Raw genomic sequence first — 528 nt, 5'->3', positions numbered from 1 at the left:
GGCCGAGCTGCGGCTCCCGGCGGCCCCGGCCACGGCCGACTGGGCGGTACTCGGCGAGCCGGCCTTCGGCCTGCCGGGCCGGCCGGACCTGGCCGCCTTCGACGCGGCCGCCCCGCACACCGTCCTGGTGCCCTGGACGGCCGAGGTGGGGGGCCCGCTCGCCGAGCGGGTGCACGCCGCCACCGGCCGGGCGCTGACCCTCCTCCAGGAGTGGCTCGCCGACCAGCGGTTCGCCGACTCCCGGCTGGTGTTCGTCACCCGGCACGCGGCCGGGGCCGACCTCCGGGACCTCGCGCACGCCCCGCTCTGGGGCCTGGTCCGCTCGGCCCAGGCCGAGCACCCCGGCCGGTTCGTCCTGGTCGACCTGGACGGGGACGAGGCCTCCGCCGCCGTCCTGCCCGCCGCGCTGGCCACCGACGAGCCCCAGCTGGTCGTCCGCCGGGGCACGGTCTCCGCGCCCCGGCTGGCCCGGGCCACCACCGCCGCCGACGCCGACACGACCGACGACGCCACCGCCCCGGCCCTGCG

At 80.9% G+C, this 528-nt stretch carries 1 pseudogene; it reads left to right on the top strand.

Annotation, left to right across the window (positions count from 1 at the left end):
- A pseudogene (locus AE652_RS49625) lies at positions 1–528 on the top strand (polyketide synthase); the annotation flags it as partial.

The organism is Kitasatospora sp. MY 5-36, assembly GCF_001182915.1.
In the GTDB taxonomy this organism is placed as follows: Bacteria; Actinomycetota; Actinomycetes; order Streptomycetales; family Streptomycetaceae; genus Kitasatospora.
The sequence above is the reverse complement of the archived record's forward strand: the minus strand, read 5'-3'. Positions and strand labels throughout refer to the sequence as shown.